Consider the following 18,785-nt stretch of genomic DNA (forward strand, 5'->3'; position numbering starts at 1 on the left):
GACACCATCACCGCCCACAACACCGGCTGCACCACATCCACCCGCTCCAACGACGGAGCACCCTCCACACCCCGCACCACATCCAGCAACGACCAGTCGACGTGGGGGGCGAGCGCGTCGGCGCAGGCGGACATCTGCCGGGCGAACACCGGGGACGTGTCCAGGAGTTCGACCGCCATACCGGCCCACTGGGAGCCCTGGCCGGGGAAGACGAACACGACGCCGCCGCCTTCGGCGGCGGTGCCCTCGACGAGGCCGGGGGCGGGCCGGCCCGCGGCGAGGGCGTCGAGGCCGGCGAGGAGGTCGTCCAGGCCGCCGCCCACCACGACCGAACGGTGCTCCATCGCGACACGGGTCGACACCAGCGAATACGCCACGTCCAGCGCACCCGCACCGCTGTCGCGCACGGACGCTGCCAGCCGCGCCGCCTGCTCCCGCACCGCCTCACGCGACTTCGCCGACACCACCCACGGCAACCACACCGGGGCCTCGGTCCTGCCGTCGGCCTCGTCGGCCGGTTCGGGTTCCGGGGCCTGCTCGAGGATGAGGTGGGCGTTGGTGCCGCTGACGCCGAAGGAGGACACGGCGGCGCGGCGGGGCCGGCCGGTCTCCGGCCAGTCCGTGTGCTCGGTGAGCAGGTCGACGGCGCCGTCGGCCCAGTCGGCGTGCGGGGTGGGCGCGTCGATGTGGAGACTCTTGGGCAGCATGCCGTGCCGCATGGCCTGCACCATCTTGATGACGCCGCCGACGCCGGAGGCGGCCTGGGTGTGGCCGATGTTCGACTTCAGCGAGCCGAGCAGCAGCGGCCGGTCGGCGGGCCGGTCCTGGCCGTAGGTGGCCAGCAGCGCCTGCGCCTCGATCGGGTCGCCCAGGGTCGTGCCGGTGCCGTGCGCCTCGACGACGTCGACCTCGGCGGCGGACAGTCCGGCGTCGATGAGGGCCTGACGGATCAGGCGCTGCTGGGAGGGCCCGTTGGGGGCGGTCAGGCCGTTGGAGGCGCCGTCCTGGTTGAGGGCGGAGCCACGGATGACGGCGAGGACGGGGTGGCCGTTGCGGCGGGCGTCGGAGAGCCGCTCCAGCAGGACCATGCCGACGCCTTCGGCCCAGCCGGTGCCGTCGGCGGCTGCGGCGAACGCCTTGCAGCGGCCGTCGGCGGCCAGGCCGCGCTGCCGGGAGAACTCGGTGAACATCTTCGGCGTCGACATGACGGTGGCGCCGCCGGCCAGGGCGAGGGAGCACTCCCCCTGGCGCAGGGAACGCACGGCCAGGTGGAGGGCGACCAGGGAGGAGGAGCAGGCGGTGTCGACGGTGACGGCGGGGCCCTCGAAGCCGTACGTGTAGGACAGGCGGCCGGAGGCGACGGCGACCGTGTTGCCGGTCAGGAGGTGTCCGGCGACCTCCTCCTGGCGGCCCCGGGCGGCGCTGTCGTAGTCGGCGTGTCCGGTGCCGACGAAGACGCCGGTGGGGCTGCCGGTGAGGGAGTCCGGGAGGATCCCGGCGCGTTCCAGGGCCTCCCAGGAGGTCTCCAGGAGCAGCCGCTGCTGCGGGTCCATGGCGAGGGCCTCACGCGGGGAGATCCCGAAGAACGCCGGGTCGAACTCGCCGGCCTCGTGCAGGAAGCCTCCCTCGCGGGTGTAGGTGGTGCCGTGGTGGGCCGGGTCGGGGTGGAACAGCCGGTCGAGGTCCCAGCCCCGGTTGGCGGGGAACGCGGAGATCGCGTCCACGCCGTCCCGGGCCAGCTCCCACAGTTCCTCGGGCGAGCGGGCGCCGCCGGGGTAGCGGCAGGCCATGGCGACGACGGCGACGGGCTCGTGGTCGCGGTTCTCGGCCTCGCTGAGCTGCTGCCGGGCCTCCTGGAGGTCGGCGATCGCCCGCTTGAGGTACGCGCGGAGCTTGTCCTCGTTCGACATCAGGTGCCCACCTCTCACTCAGATTCCGGAAAACGCGGAGAGCGGCGATCCCCGGATCCACGCCCCGACCCTGTAGGAAGAACCGGCGGTGCGCGGGGAGCGCCGGCCGGTGGTCTTCCGGTCCGGGTCGCAGGCCGACCCGGTCCGGTGGTCAGTCTGGCCGTCCCGGACTGCGGGTTTCCCTAGAGCCTGGGGAAAGGCGGGGGCCGGGCGCCGTGGTGGGTACCACGTGCGCCCGGCCCGGGGAGGGGAACTGGTGAATTCCCTCGTACTGGATCGGTTATGGGGCTGCCGCCCGATCGGTCACCTTCGCGCTGCCGCCTGGTCGGTCATCGGGCGGCGGCCGCCGGTGTCTCCAGTTCGGTCAGCCACTCCTGGATGATGGCGGCGGCCTTGGCGGAGTCCTCGCGGATCACGGAGAGGTGGTCGGCGTCGACCGGCCGTACGGTGGCCGACGGCACCAGCGGCTCGTGCAGGGTGCCGGCGTCCGGTGCGGGGACGCCCTCGATGAGGGCGCGGGTGCACTTGATCTCGAGGACGGGCGCGGTGGTGGGGTGCACGTCGAGGGCGTTGAGCAGGACCATCCAGCGGCCCATCGCGGAGAGCCGGGAGTTGGTGAGCCGTACGGGCGAGTCGTCGACGGCGGTGAAGTTGAACCGCATCATGCCCGAGAAGTCCACGCCCTCGTCGTTCTTGTGCTGGATGCTCAGGGTGTCGAGCAGGACGACGGCGGCGGGGCGGATGCCCCACGTGCTCTCCAGCACGCCGGCGGCGGCGTAGGCGAGGGAGCCGCCCGAGGAGTGGCCGGCGAGGACGAAGGGCCGGCCGTCGGCGGCCTGCAGGGCGCTCTCGGCGATCACCCGGGCGGCGGCCTCCGGCCCGGCGGGCAGGGCCTCACCGGTGGCGAAGCCGACCAGCGGCAGTGCGGCCATGTCGCGGCTGCCCCGGAAGTGCGCGGAGAGCTGGGCGTACTGGTGGACGCCGCCGTTGGCGGTGGGCGCGCTGACGCAGACCAGCCGTGAGGCGGCCGGGCCCTCGGCGAGCGTCACCGGCCAGGGCAGGTCCTCCAGTTCGGCGGTCGCCTCGAAGGTGGGCCGCAGGGCGGCGACGGTGGCCAGCATGCGCTGCGCCTCCCGGGTCTTGCCCCGGGCGAGGCCGTCGAGGAACAGCCGCTCCATCGAGTCGTTCTCGGCCGGGCCGCCCGGCACGCCGCCGCCCCGGGGGACGGAACCACCGCCCTGGGCGCCGAGTTCGGTGAGCAGCCAGGAGGTGAGGCCGTTCGGGGAGCCGCTGTCGTAGACGATGCCGGCGGGCAGTTGCAGGCCGGTGGCCTCGCTGAGCCTGCGGCGCAGTTCGATGCCGATGAGGGAGTCGAAGCCGAGTTCCAGGAAGTCGCGTTCGGGGTCGACCTCGGAGGTGTCGGAGTGGCCGAGGAGCCGCGCGGCACAGGTGACGACCAGATCGCGCAGGGCCTGTTCCTGTTCGGCGGCGCCGAGGGTGGCCAGCCGGTCGCGGAAGGAGGCCGGGTCGGCGGCGCGGACCGGCACCGTGGAGACGGTCGCGGCCGGGCGGGCCGGGCGTGCGGCGGGTGCGGCGGGCCGGCCGTCGGCGCCGGGGCCGAGCAGCCGGGCGGCGGACGACGGGCGCAGGGCCAGCGCCTCGACCGACAGGACGGGCCGGCCCGCTGGGTCGACGGCGGCGATGGACACGGTGTCCTCCCCGGCCTTGGCCAGGCGCGCCCGCAGCCGGGCGGCGCCGGAGGCGTGCAGGGACACCCCGGACCAGGAGAACGGCAGCAGGCCCTGGTCGGCGTCCTTCAGTTCGACGAACTCCACGGCCTGCAGTGCGGCGGTGAGCAGGGCCGGGTGCAGGGCGAACAGTTCGGCGTCGTCCGTGCGGCCGGGCAGCTCCAGTTCGGCGAAGACCTCCTCGCCACGGGCCCAGGCGGCGCGCAGGCCCTGGAAGAGGGGACCGTACTCGGTGCGCTCGTAGAAGCCGGTCAGGTCGAGGGGTTCGGCGCCCTGCGGCGGCCACTGGGCGGTGTCGAACTCGACCTGCCGCTCGTCGGGGACGAGGACGCCGGTGGCGTGCCGGGTCCACGGCTCGTCGGGGGCGTCGGCGGCCCGGGAGTGGATGCCGAGTTCCCGGCCTCCGGTCCCGTCGGGGGCGCCGACGCGCACCTGGACGGCGACGGCGCTCGCGGCGTCGAGCACGAGCGGGGTGGTCAGGGTGAGTTCCTGCACCCGGCCGCAGCCCACCTGGTCGCCGGCGCGCACGGCCAGTTCGAGGAAGCCGGTCGCCGGGAAGAGGACCATGCCGCCCATGGTGTGGTCGGTGAGCCAGGGGTGGGTGCGCAGGGACACCCGCCCGGTGAGCAGCACTCCGCCGGTGCCGGCCAGGGACACCGCCGCGCCGAGCAGGGGGTGTTCGGCGGGGGTGAGTCCGGCGCCGGCCACGTCCCCGGCGAAGGCGAGGGGCCGCGGCCAGTAGGCGCGGTGCTGCCAGGGGTAGGTGGGGACGTCGGTGCGGCGGGCGCCGCGTACGCCGTCGGCGTAGCGGACGGTGCCGCGGACGTGGCGCACCCAGTACTCGGGCGAGCACAGCAGCTCGGGGCCGGCGATCTCGCCGGTCACGTCGGAGACGACGGGGATGCGCGGCTCCGCGTACGTCAGCCCCTCCGCGACCTCGCGGAAGGCGTCGAGCATCGGCTCCATCAACGGCGAGTGGAAGGCGTGACTCACCGACAGGCGCTGCGTCTTGCGGCCCTGCGCGGAGAACTCCTCCGCCAGTGCAACGACTTCGGCCTCGGCACCGGACAGGACGACGGAGTCGGGTCCGTTGACGGCGGCCAGGGCCACGCCGTCGGTCAGCCTGGGGGTGATCTCCTCCTCGGTGGCCTGGACGGCGATCATGGCGCCGCCGGAGGGGAGTTCCTGCATCAGCCGGGCACGCGCCGCGACCAGCGTGCAGGCGTCCTCCAGCGACAGCACCCCGGCCACGTGCGCGGCCGTGATCTCCCCCACCGAGTGTCCGGCCACGAACTCCGGTCGCACACCCCAGCTTTCGACCAGCCGGAACAACGCCACCTCGACCGCGAACAACGCGGGCTGCGTGAACCCGGTGGTGTCGAGGAGTTCCGCCTCCGGCGTGCCCTCCTCCGCGAACAGCACCTCCCGCAACGGCCGTTCCAGCTCCGCGTCGAGCTGTGCCAGTACGGCGTCCAGCGCCTCGGCGAACACAGGGAAGGCTGCGTACAGTTCGCGCCCCGTCCCGGCCCGCTGCGACCCCTGCCCCGGGAACAGGACGGCGAGTGAGCGCTGCGCCGCACGACCGCGCGCCACCTCGACGGGCTGTTCGCCCTCGACGCCCGCGAGGAGCACGGCCCGGTGCTCGAACACCGACCGCCCCGACGCCAGGGAGAAGCCCACATCCAGGGCGGTGGCGTCGGTCAGTGCCGACACCCCTGCGAGCTGCGCCTCCAGGGCGCCCTTCGTCTTGCCGGCGACGGGCCACGGCACGACCGTCGGGTGGGCCGTCGGCGCGGCGGGCCGCTCCGGCTCCTCGGGTTCGGGGGCCTGCTCGACGACGAGGTGGGCGTTGGTGCCGCTGATGCCGAAGGAGGACACGGCGGCGCGGCGCGGCCGGCCGGTCTCCGGCCAGGGGGTGCGTTCGGTGAGGAGGCGGACGTTGCCCGCGGTCCAGTCGACGTGCGTGGAGGGCGCGTCGACGTGGAGGGTCTTGGGCAGGACGCCGTGGCGGATGGCCAGGACGGTCTTGATGACGCCGGCGACACCGGCGGCGGCCTGGGAGTGGCCGATGTTGGACTTCACCGAGCCGAGCAGCAGCGGCCGGTCGGCGGGCCGGTCCTGGCCGTAGGTGGCCAGCAGCGCCTGCGCCTCGATCGGGTCGCCGAGGGGCGTGCCGGTGCCGTGGGCCTCGACGGCGTCCACGTCGGCGGGTGAGAGTCCGGCGCCGGCGAGAGCCTGCCGGATGACGCGCTGCTGCGAGGGCCCGTTGGGGGCGGTGAGCCCGTTGGAGGCGCCGTCCTGGTTGACGGCGGAGCCGCGCACCACGGCGAGGATCTGGTGCCCGTTGCGGCGGGCGTCGGAGAGCCGTTCCAGGACGAGGACGCCGGCGCCCTCGGACCAGCCGGTGCCGTCGGCGGAGTCGGCGAACGCCTTGCAGCGGCCGCTGGTGGAGATGCCGCCCTGGCGGGTGAACCCGGAGAAGCCCATGGGGGTGGACATGACGGTGACGCCGCCCGCGAGGGCGAGGCCGCACTCGCCCTGGCGCAGGGACTGGGCGGCCAGGTGGATGGCGACCAGGGAGGAGGAGCAGGCGGTGTCCACGGTGACCGCCGGGCCGGCGAGGTCGAAGGCGTAGGCGACGCGACCGGAGACGACACTGGCGGTGAGGCCGGTGGTGGCGTGGCCCTCGGCGTCCTCGCGGGAGTTCATCACGACGCCGACGTAGTCGACGCCGGCGGTGCCGACGAACACGCCGGTGCGGGAGCCGCGCAGGGACACCGGGTCGAGGCCGGCGCGTTCCACGGCTTCCCAGGTGGTCTCCAGCAGGAGCCGTTGCTGCGGGTCCATGGCGACGGCCTCGCGCGGCGAGATGCCGAAGAAGCCGGCGTCGAAGGCGGCGGCGTCGACGAAGCCGCCTTCGGCGGCGGCGCTGCTGCCGGCGCCCTCGCCGCCGAGGGCGGCGAGGTCCCAGCCCCGGTCGGTGGGGAACGGGGCGATGCCGTCGCGGCCCTCGTCGAGCAGCCGCCAGAAGTCCTCCGGGGAGGCGACCTCGCCGGGCAGCCGGCAGGCCATGCCCACGATGGCGATCGGCTCGTGCCGGCTCGCCTCGGCCTCCTCCAGCCGCCGACGGGTCTTGTGCAGGTCGGCCGTGACCCACTTCAGGTAGTCGACGAGCTTTTTGTCATCGGGCATGACGGGAAACCCTTCCTGTGGTGAATCGGCTCGTCTCAGTGGTCGCCCATGCGGCCGAGCTCGTTGTCGATGAAGGCGAACACCTCGTCGGCGCTGGCCGATTCGAAGGCGTCGTCCACGGGGGTGCCGGTCGACTCCGGTGCGCTGCCGCGCACCTTGTCCAGCATCTGGCCGAGCCGCAGGGCGAGTCCCGCGCGGGTGATCTCGTCGTGCTCGCCCGCCGCCGCGAACAGCGTTTCCAGGCGGTCGAGTTCGGCGAGCAGCGAGGGGCCCTGCGGGCTCTCGTCGCCGGGGGCCAGTTCGGAGACGAAGTGTTCGGCGAGTGCCGTGGGGGTCGGGTAGTCGAAGACCAGGGTGGCCGGCAGGCGCAGCCCGGTCGCCGTGGAGAGGTGGTTGCGCAGTTCCAGGGCGGTCAGCGAGTCGAAGCCGAGCTCCCGGAACTCCTGGGTGACGTCGACGGCCTTCGGCGTGGCGTGGCCGAGGACCCGGGCGGCCTGTTCGCGGACCAGGTCGGTGACGTACCGGACGCGTTCGTCGGCGCGGAGTTCGCCGAGCCTGGCGCCGAGGGCGGCGGCCGTTCCGGCCGCGTCGGTGGCGGCGGCGGTGCGGCGGCTGCTCCTGACCATGCCGCGGAAGAGCGGCGGCAGGTCCTCGGGGGCGGCGCCGCGCATGGCGCCGGGGGCGAGGCCGACCAGGACCAGGAACGACTCGTCGGAGCCGCGTGCGATGTCGAAGAGGCCGAAGCCCTGGTCGACGGAGAGCGGCGGGAGGCCGCCGGACTGCATGCGGCGCATGTCGGTGTCGGAGAGGGTGCTGGTCATGCCGCCGTCGTGGGACCAGGGGCCCCAGGCGAGCGAGGTGCCGGCCAGGCCCTGGGAGCGGCGGTGCGCGGTCAGGGCGTCGAGGAAGGAGTTGGCGGCGGCGTAGTTGCCCTGGCCGGGGCTGCCCATGACACCGGCGATGGACGAGAACGGCAGGAACGCCGCCAGGTCCAGGTCCCGGGTGAGTTCGTGCAGGTGCCAGGCGGCGTCGACCTTCGGCCGCAGGACGGTGGCGAGCCGTTCGGGGGTGAGTGAGGCGACGACGCCGTCGTCGAGGACGCCGGCCGTGTGGACGACCGCGGTCAGCGGGTGTGCGGCGGGGACCGTGGCGAGGAGGGCGGCGGTGGCGTCGCGGTCTGCGGTGTCGCAGGCCGCGACGGTCACCTCGGCGCCCAGTGCGCGCAGTTCGGCGGCGAGTTCGGCGGCGCCGGGCGCCTCCGGACCGCGCCGGCTCGTCAGCAGCAGGTGCCGCATGCCCGAGGCCGCGAGGCGGCGGGCGAGGTGTCCGCCGAGCGCGCCGGTGCCGCCGGTGATCAGGACGGTGCCGTCGGGGTTCCAGCGCGGCGGCATCGTCAGCACGATCTTGCCCACGTGCTGGGCCCGGCTCATGAACCGGAACGCCTCACGCGCCCGCCGCACGTCCCACACCGTCAGCGGGAGGGGCCGCAGGGCGCCCTCGGCGAACAGGTCGAGGAGTTCGCCGAGGAGGGCGCGGTTGCGCTCGGGTCCGGCCTCACCCAGGTCGAACGCCCGGTAGGTCACCCGGTCGATCGCCCGCGGGTCCCGGATGTCGGTCTTGCCCATCTCCAGGAACCGGCCACCGTCGGCGGTCAGCCGCAGCGACGCGTCCACGAACTCACCGGCCAGGGCGTTCAGTACGACATCCACGCCCCGGCCGCCGGTCACCGCCCGGAACTTCTCCTCGAAGCCCAGATCACGCGACGACGCGATGTGATCCTCGTCCAGCCCCGAATCCGCCGGGCACGGTGCCGAACACCCGGTCGCCGGGCCGCAGTCCGGTGACGGCGGAGCCGACGGCCGTGACCGTGCCGGCGGCCTCGGTGCCCATCGGGCCGGACTCGCCGGGATACATGCCGAGGGCGTTGAGGACGTCGCGGAAGTTCAGGCCGGTCGCGTCGACGTCGATCCTGACCTGGTGGTCGTCGAGCGGCCGCAGCACCTCCGGGCAGGGGGCGAGGACGAGGTTGTCCAGGGTGCCCTTGCCGGTGGTGTCGAGCCGCCACGGCACGCCGACGGGCGGGAGCAGTCCGGCGCCGGTGGCGAGGCGGTCCAGCCGGCCGACGCGGACGGTGCCCCCGCGCACGGCGAACTGGGCGTCGCCGGTGGCGAGCAGGGCCGGCAGATCCGGCAGCAGTGCCTGGACGTCGTCCTGTCCGTCGAGGTCGACGAGGACGAACCGGTCGGGGTTCTCGGACTGGGCCGAGCGCACCAGACCCCAGGCGGCGCCCGCGGCGAGGTCCCGTACGGTCTCGCCGTCGGCGGCGGCCACCGCGTTCCGGGTGACGAAGACCAGGCGGGTGCGGTCGAACCGGTCGTGGTCCAGCCACTGGCGTACGAGTTCCAGGGTGCGGGTCGTCAGCGCGTGGACGGCGCCGGGCACGTCCGTACCGGGTGCGGTCGGGTCGCCGCCCGCGTCCGTGCCGTCCGCGGCGGTGTACTCCCCCTGGAGCGGGACGAGGACGTAGTCGGGGGCGTCGGCCGGGTCGGTGAGGTCGGCGAGGGACGGCAGTGCGGTGCCGGTGCCGAAGACGTCGGCGCCCAGGGTGACGGCCCGCAGCCCCTCGGTGGGCTTGACCTCGGGGGCGGTGACCCAGTCGAGGCGGAACACCGGTTCCTGGCCGCCGGTGGCGACCGGGGCGCGCGGCACGCTCGGGGCGCGCAGCACCAGCGCCTCGGCGGACAGCACGGGCTCGCCCTCGGCGTCGACCGCGGTGAGCGTGACCGACTCGTCGCCGAGCCGGGTGATGCGGGCCCGCAGGGTGGTGGCGCCGCCCGCGTGCAGCGAGACGCCGTTCCAGATGTACGGCAGCAGCGGGTTGTCCTCGCTGCCGACGCCGAGGTAGCCGTTGGCGTGCTGGACGGCGTCGAGCAGGGCCGGGTGGATGCCGAAGTACTGGGCGTCCCCGGCGATCTCCTCGGGCAGGGCGACCTCGACGAAGGCCTCCTGTCCGCGGATCCACACCTTGCGCATCCCCTGGAAGCAGGGGCCGTACTCGGTGCGTTCGTAGGTGCCGTCGACCGGCATCGGCCGCGCGTCCGCCGGGGGCCAGACGGGGACGTCGAACGGGGCGGTGTGCTCCGCGGCGGCGAGGGATCCGGTGGCGTGCCGGGTCCAGGGGGCGTCGACGGCGTCGGACGGGCGGGAGTAGAACGCGATGGTGCGGGTCCCCTCCTCGTCCGGGGCGCCGAGGACGACCTGGAGGGCGGTGGGCACCTTCTCGTCGAGCACCATCGGGGCGGACAGGACGAGTTCCTGGACCCGGCCGCAGCCGACCTGGTCGGCGGCGCGGACGGCCATCTCCAGGTAGGCGGTGCCGGGCAGGACGACCGTGCCGCCGACCTTGTGGTCGAGCAGCCAGGGGTGGACCGTCAGGGAGATCTGGCTGGTGAACAGCGCGCCCTCGGAGTCGGCCAGCGGCACGGCGGCGCCGAGCAGCGGGTGGTCCGCGGAGACCAGGCCGGCGGAGCTGACGTCGCCGGTCAGGGCGGCCGGGCGGGGCCAGAACCGCTCGCGCTGGAAGGGGTAGGTCGGCAGTTCGGTGCGGCGCGCCCCGGTGCCCTCGAACCAGGCCGCCCAGTCGCGCGTACGCCGTCGGCGTAGCGGACGGTGCCGCGGACGTGGCGCACCCAGTACTCGGGCGAGCACAGCAGCTCGGGGCCGGCGATCTCGCCGGTCACGTTGGAGACGACGGGGATACGCGGCTCCGCGTACGTCAACCCCTCCGCGACCTCGCGGAAGGCGTCGAGCATCGGCTCCATCAGCGGCGAGTGGAAGGCGTGACTGACCGACAGGCGCTGCGTCTTGCGGCCCTGTGCGGCGAACTCCTCGGCCAGCGCCAGGACTTCCTTCTCCTCACCCGCGACGACGACCGCGTCCGGACCGTTCACCGCCGCCAGGGCGATGCCGTCCGTCAAGCGCGGGGTGATCTCCTCCTCCGTCGCCTGGACGGCCACCATCGCACCACCGGACGGCAGTTCCTGCATCAGCCGGGCGCGGGCCGCGACCAGCGTGCAGGCGTCCTCCAGCGACAGCACCCCGGCCACGTGCGCGGCCGTGATCTCACCGACGGAGTGACCCGCCACGAACTCCGGCCGTACGCCCCACGACTCCACCAGCCGGAACAGGGCCACCTCGACGGCGAACAGCGCGGGCTGCGTGAACCCGGTGGTATCGAGGAGTTCCGCCTCCGGCGTGCCCTCCTCCGCGAACAGCACGGTGCGCAAGGGGACTTCGCCGCCGGTGTCCAGGCGGGCCAGTACGGCGTCCAGGGCCTCGGCGAACACCGGGAAGGCGGCGTACAGTCCACGCCCCATGCCGGCCCGCTGGGAACCCTGGCCGGAGAACAGGACGGCGGTGGTGCGGTACGCGGCGCGGCCCCGCGCCACCTCGAGGGGGTCCCCGCCGGGTGAGGCGAGGAGGACCGCGCGGTGGTCGAGCAGGGCGCGGCCGGTGGCCAGGGAGTGGCCCACGTCCAGCGGGGACCTGCCGGTCAGGGCGGCGATGCGGGTCACCTGGGCGTCCAGGGCCTCCTCGGACTTCGCGGAGACGGGCCACGGGACGACCGTCGGGCGGGCCGCCGTACCGGCCGGCGCGGGGGCCGCCTCGGGTTCGGGTGCCTGCTCGATGATGGTGTGGGCGTTGGTGCCGCTGATGCCGAAGGACGAGATGCCCGCGCGCCACGGCCTGCCGGTCTCCGGCCACGCGGTCGGCTCGGTGAGCAGGCGCACCGCGCCCGCCTCCCAGTCGACGTGCGTGGAGGGCCGGTCGACGTGGAGGGTCTTCGGCAGGACGGCGTGCCGCATCGCCAGGACGGTCTTGATGATGCCGGCGACACCGGCGGCGGCCTGGGTGTGGCCGATGTTCGACTTCAGCGAGCCGAGGAGCAGCGGGCGCTCCGGGTCGCGGTCCTGGCCGTAGGTGGCCAGCAGTGCCTGCGCCTCGATGGGGTCGCCGAGGGGGGTGCCGGTGCCGTGGCCCTCGACGGCGTCGATGTCGGCGGGGGTGAGCCCGGCGCTCGCCAGGGCCTGCCGGATGACGCGCTGCTGCGAGGGGCCGTTGGGGGCGGTGAGCCCGTTGGAGGCACCGTCCTGGTTGATGGCCGAGCCACGGACCACCGCGAGCACCTCGTGCCCGTTGCGGCGGGCGTCCGAGAGGCGCTCCACCACGAGCAGGCCGACGCCCTCGGACCAGCCGGTGCCGTCGGCGGCGTCCGCGTACGCCTTGCAGTGGCCGTCGGGGGCGAGGCCGTTCTGCAGGGTGAAGCCGGAGAAGCCGGACGGGGTGCTCATGAGGGTGACGCCGCCCGCGACGGCGAGGTCGCACTCGCCGGCCCGCAGCGCCTGGAGCGCCCAGTGCAGGGCGACCAGGGAGGAGGAGCAGGCGGTGTCGACGGTGACCGCCGGGCCCTCCAGGCCGAAGGTGTAGGCGAGCCGGCCGGAGACGACGCTGGCGGCGAGGCCGGTGCCGGCGTGGCCCTCCAGGTCCTCGCGGGAGTTCATGACGAGGGTGGAGTAGTCCTGGCCGTTGGTGCCGACGAACACGCCGGTGCGGCTGCCGCGCAGCCCGTCGGCGTCGATGCCGGCGCGTTCGAACGCCTCCCAGGTGGTCTCCAGGAGCAGGCGCTGCTGGGGGTCCATGGCGATGGCCTCGCGGGGGGAGATCCCGAAGAAGCCGGCGTCGAACTCGGCGGCCCCTTCGACGAATCCGCCCCGGAGGGTGGCGCTGCGGCCGCGGCCGTCCGCGCCGCCGGTCGCCAGGGTGGCGAGGTCCCAGCCCCGGTCCTCGGGGAAGGCCTCGATGCCGTCGCGGCCCTCGCTGAGCATCCGCCACAGGTCCTCGGGGGAGCGCACGCCGCCGGGGAGGCGGCAGGCCATGCCGACGATGACGATCGGGTCGTCGGACAGTCCGGCGGCGTTCACCCGGTCGAGGCCGGAGTCGGTGTCCTGTTCGCCGAGGAGTTCGGCGACCAGGTGCTCGGCCAGGGCCCGCGCGGTCGGGAAGTCGTAGACCGTGGTGGCGGGCAGGCGCAGCCCGGTGGCGAGGGCGAGCCGGTCGGGCAGTTCGATCGCGGTCAGCGAGTCGAAGCCCAGGTCGCGGAAGTTGCGGTCGGGGGCGACGGCCTCCGGTCCCGGGTGGCCGAGGACGGCGGCGGCGTGCGTGCGGACCAGGTCGCCGAGGAGCGCGGTGCGGTCGGCGGCGGGCAGGTCCCGCAGCCGGGCGGTGAGCCCGGATGCGGCCGTCTCGGTCTGCTGCCGCGCGGCGGCCGCGTCGGCCAGCGCCTGCCGGGCGTCCGGCAGGTCGCGCAGCAGGGCGCTGCCGCGGATGCCGATGAGGGTGTCCAGGACCTGCGGCTGGCGCGGGTCGAAGACCACGGGCGCCGGCTCCGGCCGGGTCACGGCCTGCCGCAGGGCGGCGAGCGCGAGGTCCGGGTGCACGGCCGGGTGACCGGCGGTGCGGGCCGGGCGTGCGGTGGTGCCGGTGTCCGTGGAGCTGGTGTCCGTGGTGCCGGTGGCGTCCGTGGTGCCGGTGGTGTTCGCGCCGGGTTCCTCGTCGGTCCAGGCGCCCCAGGCGATGGAGGTCGCGGGCAGGCCCTCGCCGCGGCGGCGCCGGGCGAGCGCGTCGAGGACGGCGGTGGCGGCGGCGAGGCCCGCGCGCCCCGCGGTGCCGACCGTGCCGGCCAGCGAGGAGCAGAGCACGAACGCCGTCAGGTCCAGGTCCCGGGTCAGTTCGTCGAGGTGGAGGGCGGGGGCGGTGCGGGCACGGTGCAGCGCGGCGAACCGCTCCGGCGTGAGGTCGTCGAGCACGCCGTCGTCGACGATGCCGGCGGCGTGCACCACACCGGTCAGGGGAGTGTCCTCGGGGATGCCGGCGAGGACGGCGGCGAGGGCGTCGCGGTCGGCGGCGTCGCAGGCGACGACCGTCACCTCGGCGCCCAGCTCCCGCAGCTCGTCGGCGAGTTCGGTGGCGCCGGGCGCCTCCGGGCCGCGCCGGCTGACCAGTACCAGGCGCGCGGTTCCGGCGGCGGCGAGCCAGCGCGCCACGTGGGCGCCACGGCCCCCGGTGCCCCCGGTGACCAGGACGGTGCCGCTGGGCTCCCAGCCGGCGTCGGGCGCGGTCTCCGGCGCGGGCACGAGCCGGCGGCCGAAGACGGCCGAGTCGCGCACGGCCACCTGGTCCTCGCCGTCGTGTCCGGCGAGGACGGCGGCGAACCGCCTGGCGGCGCGGTCGTCCAGGGCGGTGGGCAGGTCGATCAGCCCGCCCCACCGCACGGGGAGTTCCAGTGCCGCGACCCTGCCGAGTCCCCACACCGCCGCCTGGCCGGGGGCGGTGAGCCGCTCCGTTCCGGCGACGGCGACGGCGCCGCGCGTCACGCACCACAGGGGCGCGGTGATCCCGGCGTCCGGCAGGGCCTGGAGCAGCACCGCCGTCGAGGCGGCGGAGGCCCCGGCGGTGTCGGTGAGGGCGAGCAGGGACAGCACTCCGGTGAGGGCGGTGCCCTCGGAGAGCAGGCCGCGCAGCCTTCCGGTGAGCGCGTCGCGGTCGTCGGTGCCGACGGTGAGCGGCACGACGTCGGTGCCGACGGCCGCCAGGACGGCGGCCACCCACGGGTCGTCGGCGAGCGCCTCGGGGACGACGGCCAGCCAGGTGCCGGCGGCGGTGGGCGCGGAGGAGGGCAGCGACAGCGGCTTCCACGCCTCGTGGTGCCTGACGCCGTCGACCATCGCCTGGTCGCGCTGTCGGCGCCGCCAGGTGGACAGGGCGGGCAGGACCGCGCCCAGCGCGTCGGTGTCGACCTCGAGATCGGCGGCGAGCGTGGTCAGGTCCTCGCCCTCCACGGCCGTCCAGAACGCCGTGTCCAGGGGGTCCGGCCCGGTTCCGCCCGCCGTGGGGCGCCGGGCGTCGGGCCAGTGACGGGACCGCTGGAAGGCGTAGGTCGGCAGTTCGGTGCGGTGGGCGCCGGTGTCGTCGAAGCAGGGCCGCCAGTCGACGCGTACCCCGGACACGTGGAGCCGGGCCAGCGCGGTGAGCAGCGTGCTCTCCTCGGGCCGGTCGCCCCGCAGGGCGGGCACGGCGACCGTGTCGGCGCCGGTGTCGAGGCAGCGGCGGGTGAGCGCGGTCAGTACGCCGTCGGGGCCGGCCTCGAGGAAGGCGTTCGCCCCGGCGTCGGCGAGGGCGCGTACGCCGTCGGCGTAGCGGACGGTGCCGCGGACGTGGCGCACCCAGTACTCGGCGGAGCACAGCAGCTCGGGGCCGGCGATCTCGCCGGTCACGTTGGAGACGACCGGGATGCGCGGCTCCGCGTACGTCAGCGTCTCCGCGACGGCGCGGAAATCCGCCAGCATCGGCTCCATCAATGGCGAGTGGAAGGCGTGACTGACCGACAGGCGCCGCGTCTTGCGGCCCTGCGCGGCGAACTCCTCCGCCAGCGCGACGACTTCGGCCTCGGCACCGGACACGACGACGGACTCGGGTCCGTTGACCGCGGCCAGGGCGGTCCCGTCCGTGAGGCGCGGGGTGATCTCCTCCTCGGTGGCCTCGATCGCCATCATGGCGCCGCCCGACGGCAGTTCCGCCATCAGCCGGGCGCGGGCCGCGACCAGCGTGCACGCGTCCTCCAGCGACAGCACCCCGGCGATGTGCGCGGCCGTGATCTCACCGACGGAGTGCCCGGCCACGAACTCCGGCCGCACACCCCAGCTTTCGACCAGCCGGTACAGGGCCACCTCGACCGCGAACAGCGCGGGCTGGGTGTAGCCGGTGGTGTCGAGGAGCTCCGCCTCCGGCGTGCCCTCCTCCGCGAACAGCACCTCCCGCAACGGACGCTCCAGCTCGGCATCGAGCCGGGCCAGTACGGCGTCCAGCGCCTCGGCGAACACTGGGAACCGGGCGTACAGCTCACGCCCCATCCCCGCACGCTGCGACCCCTGCCCCGAGAACAGCACCGCCAGCGACCGCTCGACGGCACGCCCGCGCGCCACCTCCACGGGGGCACCGCCCTCCGCGTCGGCGAGCAGCACCGCCCGGTACTCGAACACCGACCGCCCGGAGGCCAGCGAGAAACCGACGTCCAGCGCGGACGCGGTGTCGGGGTCGAGGGAGGTGATCCGCTCCAGTTGGCCTTCCAGGGCCTCCTCGGACTTGGCCGACACCGGCCACGGCACGGTCTCGGGAACGCGCCCGGGTTCCCCGGCCGGCGTGACCGGCTCGGTCTCCGGGGCCTGTTCGATGATGGTGTGCGCGTTGGTGCCGCTGATGCCGAAGGACGACACACCGGCACGGCGCGGACGTCCGGTCTCCGGCCAGTCGACGGTCTCGGTGAGCAGGCGCACCTCGCCCTCGGTCCAGTCCACGTGGGTCGACGGGGCGTCGATGTGCAGGGACTTGGGCAGCAGGCCGTGGCGGAGCGCCATGACGGTCTTGATGACGCCGGCGACACCGGCGGCGGCCTGGGCGTGTCCGATGTTCGACTTGATGGAGCCGAGCAGCAGCGGCCGGTCGGCGGGGCGGTCCTGGCCGTAGGTGGCCAGCAGGGCCTGTGCCTCGATGGGGTCGCCGAGGGTCGTGCCGGTGCCGTGGGCCTCGACGGCGTCCACGTCGGCGGCCGAGAGGCCGGCACTCGCCAGGGCCTGGCGGATGACGCGCTGCTGGGAGGGCCCGTTGGGCGCGGTGAGGCCGTTGGAGGCGCCGTCCTGGTTGACGGCGGAGCCGCGGATCATGGCGAGGACGGGGTGGCCGTTGCGGCGGGCGTCCGAGAGGCGCTCGACGACGAGCATGCCGACGCCCTCGGACCAGCCGGTGCCGTCGGCCGCGTCCGCGAAGGCCTTGCAGCGGCCGTCGGGGGCGAGGCCGCCCTGCCGGGTGAAGCCGGCGTAGCCCATGGCGGTCGACATCACGGTGACACCGCCCGCGAGGGCGAGGGAGCACTCGCCGGAGCGCAGCGCGTGGGCCGCCCAGTGCAGGGCCACCAGGGAGGAGGAGCAGGCGGTGTCGATGGTGACCGCGGGGCCCTCCAGGCCGAAGGTGTAGGAGAGACGGCCGGAGATGACGCTGGTGGCGAGGCCGGTCGGGGCGTGGCCCTCGGCGTCCTCGCTGGAGTTCATGACGAGGGTGGTGTAGTCCTGGCCGCTGGTGCCGACGAAGACACCGGTCTGGCTGCCGCGCACGGTCGCCGGGTCGATGCCGGCGCGTTCGAACGCCTCCCAGGTGGTCTCCAGGAGCAGGCGCTGCTGCGGGTCCATGGCGAGGGCCTCGCGCGGGGAGATCCCGAAGAAGCCGGCGTCGAAGTCGGCGACGTCGTGGAGGAACCCGCCCTCGGAGGTGGCGCTGCGGCCGTGGCCGCCCTGTCCGCCGCGCATGAGGGTGTCCAGGTCCCAGCCGCGGTCGGTCGGGAAGGCGGAGATGCCCTCGCGGCCCTCGACGACGAGCCGCCACAGTTCCTCGGGCGAGCTGACGCCGCCGGGCATCCGGCAGGCCATGCCGACGATGACGATCGGGTCGTCGGCCGTCGCGGGCAGGACGGTGCCGGCGGCCGCGGGTGTGTCGGCGGTCCGTTCCTCCTCGAGGAGCGCGGCCACCAGGTGCCCGGCGAGCACGGTGGGCGTCGGGTAGTCGAAGACGAGGGTCGCGGGGAGGCGCAGGCCGGTGGCGGTGGTGAGGCGGTTGCGCAGTTCGACGGCGGTGAGCGAGTCGAAGCCGAGGTCGTGGAAGTCGCGGTCGGCCTCGACGGCCTTGGGCGAGGAGTGGCCGAGCACGGCGGCGGCCTCGCCGCGCACCAGGTCGAGCAGGACGCGGACGCGTTCCTCCTCCCGCGTCTCCAGGAGTCGGCGGACGAGGTCGGCGGCGACCCGGGCCCCGCCGACGGCGGTGGCGGCGGCGCGCCGGGTGCCGCGCACCAGGTTGCGCAGCAGCGGCGGCACCTGGCCGGGCATGCGGGTGGCGAGCGCGTCCAGGAAGACGTTGGCCGCCGCGTAGTTGCCCTGACCGGCGCTGCCCATCACACCGGACACCGACGAGAACATGACGAACGCGGCCAGGCCCAGATCCCGGGTCAGCTCGTGCAGGTGCCAGGCGGCGTCGACCTTCGGCCGCAGCACCTTCGAGACCCGCTCCGCCGACAGGGACGTCACCACACCGTCGTCGAGGACACCGGCCGTGTGGACGACCGCGGTGAGCGGGTGTGCGGCGGGGACCGTGGCGAGGAGGGCGGCGGTGGCGTCGCGGTCTGCGGTGTCGCAGGCCGCGACGGTCACCTCGGCGCCCAGTTCGCGCAGTTCGGCGGCGAGTTCGGCGGCGCCGGGCGCCTCCGGACCGCGTCGGCTCGTCAGCAGCAGGTGCCGCATGCCGGAGGCCGCGAGGCGGCGGGCGAGGTGTCCGCCGAGCGCGCCGGTGCCGCCGGTGATGAGGACGGTGCCCTCGGGGTTCCAGCGCGGCGGCATCGTCAGTACGATCTTGCCCACGTGCTCTCCGCGCCCAGATGCCGGGCCAGCTGCACCGCAGCCATGCCCACACCACCCGCACCCGCGTGCACCAGCACCGACTCCCCCGCCCGCAGACCCGCCAGCTCGGTCAGGCCGTAGTAGGCGGTCAGGAACACCAGCGGTATCGACGCCGCCTGCTCGTCCGTCCACCCGTCGGGGACGTGGACCAGGAACCGCTCGTCGATGAGGACGTCGGTGCCCAGGCCGCCGGGCACCATGCCCATCACCCGGTCGCCCGGCGCGAAGTCGGTCGCCTCGGGCCCGGTGGCGGTGACGACACCGACCGCCTCGGCTCCGAGCTGTCCCGCTTCCCCCGGGTACATGCCGAGCGCGTTGAGCACGTCGCGGAAGTTCAGCCCGGCCGCCCGCACGTCGAGCCGCACCTGCCGGCCCTC

Annotated in this window: 6 protein-coding genes; all 6 read right to left on the bottom strand. The window is 74.9% G+C overall.

The genetic code is table 11. From position 1 onward, the window contains the following. A partial coding sequence (locus tag IH50_RS0119295) for a type I polyketide synthase (RefSeq protein ID WP_420709084.1) occupies nucleotides 1-1,913 on the bottom strand: 1,913 nt, incomplete at its 3' end. A gap of 326 nt (nucleotides 1,914-2,239) precedes the next feature. Further along, nucleotides 2,240-6,850 (bottom strand): type I polyketide synthase, encoded by a 4,611-nt coding sequence (locus IH50_RS0119300; protein WP_030863439.1) that lies wholly within the window; start codon nucleotides 6,848-6,850, stop codon nucleotides 2,240-2,242. 35 nt (nucleotides 6,851-6,885) lie between these two features. Then, on the bottom strand, nucleotides 6,886-8,577 hold the full coding sequence (locus IH50_RS42660) for an SDR family NAD(P)-dependent oxidoreductase (protein ID WP_234328201.1): 1,692 nt from the start codon (nucleotides 8,575-8,577) through the stop codon (nucleotides 6,886-6,888). A gap of 28 nt (nucleotides 8,578-8,605) precedes the next feature. Beyond that, nucleotides 8,606-10,333: a polyketide synthase dehydratase domain-containing protein gene (locus IH50_RS42665; RefSeq protein WP_234328207.1), complete on the bottom strand. Its 1,728-nt coding sequence runs from the start codon at nucleotides 10,331-10,333 to the stop codon at nucleotides 8,606-8,608. A gap of 59 nt (nucleotides 10,334-10,392) precedes the next feature. After that, complete coding sequence (locus IH50_RS42670; RefSeq protein ID WP_324617147.1) at nucleotides 10,393-18,369, bottom strand: type I polyketide synthase; 7,977 nt, start codon at nucleotides 18,367-18,369, stop codon at nucleotides 10,393-10,395. Then, nucleotides 18,351-18,773: an alcohol dehydrogenase catalytic domain-containing protein gene (locus tag IH50_RS43565; protein ID WP_420709085.1), complete on the bottom strand. Its 423-nt coding sequence runs from the start codon at nucleotides 18,771-18,773 to the stop codon at nucleotides 18,351-18,353. Before IH50_RS43565 ends, IH50_RS42670 begins: the two co-directional genes overlap by 19 nt. Nucleotides 18,774-18,785 lie beyond the last annotated feature (12 nt).

Origin of the sequence: Streptomyces sp. NRRL S-37 (assembly GCF_000721605.1) — a bacterium.
Lineage (GTDB): Bacteria > Actinomycetota > Actinomycetes > Streptomycetales > Streptomycetaceae > Streptomyces.

Coding starts and splice junctions, on each gene's coding strand:
- IH50_RS0119300 (WP_030863439.1), bottom strand. CDS start 6,850: ATGCCCGATGACAAAAAGCTCGTCGACTACCTGAAGTGGGTCACGGCC.